We start from the raw sequence: 3,107 nt of genomic DNA, 5'->3' as shown, positions 1-3,107 counted from the left end.
CCTTTCATCACACCTCAAAAGCCGATCGGTGGATCGAGGCTTAACAAGCGGACCCGATTGTCGATCGGTCGAACCGATGGAAGTGAGCCGCTCGTGGGGGGCATCGACTGGCGTGATCCGCATCCGATATGCAGCACAGTGGCTGGCAACGCTCTTTCGGGTTGGTTCGAGTTCCGAACGAAGGTTGACCTCCTCGTCGAGGAGTCGCTCCAGTTCAGAATCCGCCACTCCCACGAGGGCACCATTCGGGTATCTCTGCTCAAGAATGTCGGTAAGCACTTCCTGGCACTCTCTCACCGTGGGTGCGAGCGCAACTACATAGTCCGGATCGTAGGCAGCCATGGCCCCTAGTAGTTTTGGAGCAACTTCACCATCGGGGCGGGCGGGTGCGAGGACGAATCCACTCCCTCCCCAGTAACGATTAGCTACCGCGAGTGCGAGTCGAGCCCAGTAGGTCCAATCACTGTCACCTGGAAACACAATGACGACACGCGGAGCGCGCAGCCCTAACCGCACTGCTCGGTGTTCGAGTTTCTCGCTGTTCATCGGGATGGCCTCCGGATCATTGTGGTCGGTGAATGCCTGTCCCACGGAAGGGCACCCCCGCCAGCGCCGGTGCTGGACACGGTTCAGCGGTCGCTGGTAGCTCGGCGCTTGGGTCGGCGGGGACACGGAATGGTCAAACTCGGCTTCCGCATCGTTCGTGCTCAGCCATCTTCTAGATCGAGACCGCCGGCGACAGCTTCCAGTGTTCGAGGCGATGCAGACATCCACGCTGAACGTAGGCGTGAAGACTCGCTCGGACTTAACCCACGGCCCACCACACCAGCCACGATCCGAGAGACAGCGACCACGCCGTCCAGTGACACGGTGCCCCCCGGCGGGGGAGTGTCGAGATAGCCGCATTCGGCCAGCACAGTCTCGAGTACAACCCTGTACGGCGTGTCAGTCACCTTCGCGACCATCTCCAGTCGATCCCGCCCGGGCAGGGCGCGAAGTCCTTCACGCCGCCAAAGATTCAGATTCATCCGACTCATGCCGAGCCGCTCGGCGACCGCCGTTTCCGAGAGGCCGCGCCGGTGTTTGAACTCGTCGACGATGCTGGCGAGGGAAACTCCCGTATTGGGTGTCACAGTCTCATGTTGGCTGTCACTGGGGGCGGGTGTCAAAATTCCTATTACGCCATCGATAAAGTATTACTGGATACCGTCAATATCGAACTGATCATATTCCCCAGCAAGAGGTTTCAAGGTCTGCAGTCGTGCGGTGGTGGTAGATGGCGGGGGTTGGATTGTCCGTTGATTCGATGTGTGTCAATATTGATGTATGTCGAATCAAGACGTGCTGGTTGCGGGCGGTGGCGGGTTGAGTGCGAATCGGGCTGCGCGGTTTGCGCCGGCGTTGAAGGCGTTGGCGGATCCGGTGCGCCTGCGGTTGTTGTCGGAGGTGGCGTCGCGGCCGGGTGGTCAGGCCTGTGTGTGTGATATTTCGGGACCGATCCGGTTGTCGCAGTCGACGATCTCGCATCATCTGAGGGTGTTACGGGAGGCCGGCCTGGTGACCAGTGAACGCCGGGGCACGTGGGTCTACTACCGCGTGAATAGCGTTGTGCTCGAGCAGTTATCGGAGGTACTAGTTGGTCTTGCGGCAGTGGTCGGTGAGCCGGATTCGTGCGAGGAAGGTCGATGAGTGGGGCAGGTCATGCGGTCGCGGGCAAGTTGTCGATGCTTGATCGGTTCCTGCCGGTGTGGATCGGCGCCGCAATGGTTGCAGGATTGCTGTTGGGCCGCGCTGTCCCGGGGCTGGGAGAGACACTGGCGGCGGTAGAACTCGACGGTATCTCGCTGCCGATCGCTCTCGGGCTGCTGATCATGATGTATCCGGTGCTGGCAAAGGTGCGTTACGACCGACTCGACGCGGTCACCGCCGATCGTCGCCTGCTGCTCAGCTCGCTGGTGCTGAACTGGATCATCGGCCCGGCGTTGATGTTTGCGCTGGCGTGGTTGCTGTTGCCGGATCTGCCGGAATACCGGACGGGCCTGATCATCGTCGGTCTGGCCAGATGTATCGCGATGGTCATCATCTGGAACGATCTGGCCTGCGGCGACCGGGAAGCCGCTGCAGTCCTCGTCGCGCTGAACTCGGTGTTCCAGGTCATCATGTTCGCCGTGCTGGGCTGGTTCTACCTGTCAGTGCTACCCGGCTGGCTCGGTCTCGAACAGACCACCATTGATACCTCGATGTGGCAGATCGCCAGGTCGGTGCTGATCTTCCTCGGCATCCCCCTGGTGGCCGGGTACCTCACCCGTCGCATCGGCGAGCGGACCAAAGGCCGCGAGTGGTACGAGTCCTCGTTGCTGCCGCGCCTCGGGCCGTGGGCGCTCTACGGTCTACTGTTCACGATTGTTATCTTGTTCGCTTTGCAGGGTGAGCAGATCACCTCGCAGCCCTGGGACGTCGTGCGGATCGCTCTTCCGCTGCTGATCTACTTCGCGGTGATGTGGGGTGGCGGATTCATCCTGGGCGCCGCGCTGGGACTGGGTTACGAGCGGACCACCACGCTCTCTTTCACTGCGGCGGGCAACAACTTTGAGCTTGCCATCGCCGTCGCGATCGCCACCTACGGTGCGACCTCCGGGCAGGCTCTGGCCGGGGTGATCGGCCCGCTGATCGAGGTTCCCGTCCTCGTCGGTCTCGTGTACGTGTCTTTGGCGCTGCGGAAACGCATCACCACAACCACCAACGCAACCAGGGAGCCCCTGCGCCATGCCTGAACCCATCGATGTGCTCTTCGTGTGCGTTAGCAACCGCGGCAAATCCGTGATGGCCGAACGCCTCACGCCGGAGATCACCGACCGGATCTCCGCGTCGTCGGCCGGGACCAGCGCGAAGATCGGCGGCCGGGTCAACGACCTCTCCGCTCAGGTGCTCGCCGAGTTCGGGGCCGAAGTCGCCGAACACAAGCCTCGCCAACTCACAGACGAGCTGATGCGGGCCGCAGATCTAGTCGTGGTGATCGGCCCCGCCTACGTTACCCCGCCCGAAGGTGTCGCCCTCGAGGTGTGGAACACCGACGAACCCTCCGAATGTGGCATCGAGGGCATCGA

At 62.0% G+C, this 3,107-nt stretch carries 5 protein-coding genes; 3 read left to right on the top strand and 2 right to left on the bottom strand.

The genetic code is table 11. The annotated features are described in order from the left end of the window. A partial coding sequence (locus B1964_RS30705; protein WP_216354237.1) for a hypothetical protein occupies window positions 1–591 on the bottom strand: 591 nt, incomplete at its 3' end. 116 nt (window positions 592–707) lie between these two features. Next, complete coding sequence (locus tag B1964_RS30700) at window positions 708–1,133, bottom strand: helix-turn-helix domain-containing protein (protein WP_216354236.1); 426 nt, start codon at window positions 1,131–1,133, stop codon at window positions 708–710. Window positions 1,134–1,326: 193 nt separating this feature from the next. Between B1964_RS30700 and B1964_RS11295 the strand changes: the two genes are divergently transcribed. From B1964_RS11295 to B1964_RS11285, 3 genes are all read left to right on the top strand, one after another. Beyond that, the gene (locus B1964_RS11295; RefSeq protein WP_079929799.1) at window positions 1,327–1,689 is read left to right on the top strand and encodes a metalloregulator ArsR/SmtB family transcription factor; all 363 of its coding nucleotides are present in this window, start codon (window positions 1,327–1,329) and stop codon (window positions 1,687–1,689) included. Next, a complete protein-coding gene (arsB, locus tag B1964_RS11290; RefSeq protein WP_079929798.1) occupies window positions 1,686–2,774 on the top strand; it encodes an ACR3 family arsenite efflux transporter in 1,089 nt (362 codons plus the stop codon). Before B1964_RS11295 ends, arsB begins: the two co-directional genes overlap by 4 nt. Beyond that, window positions 2,767–3,107, top strand: a 341-nt coding sequence (locus B1964_RS11285) for a low molecular weight phosphatase family protein (RefSeq protein WP_079929797.1), incomplete at its 3' end; no start/stop codon positions are given. The genes arsB and B1964_RS11285, both read left to right, overlap by 8 nt.

Origin of the sequence: Gordonia sp. i37 (assembly GCF_002043085.1) — a bacterium.
Classification (GTDB): Bacteria; Actinomycetota; Actinomycetes; order Mycobacteriales; family Mycobacteriaceae; genus Gordonia; species Gordonia polyisoprenivorans.
The sequence above is the reverse complement of the archived record's forward strand: the minus strand, read 5'-3'. Positions and strand labels throughout refer to the sequence as shown.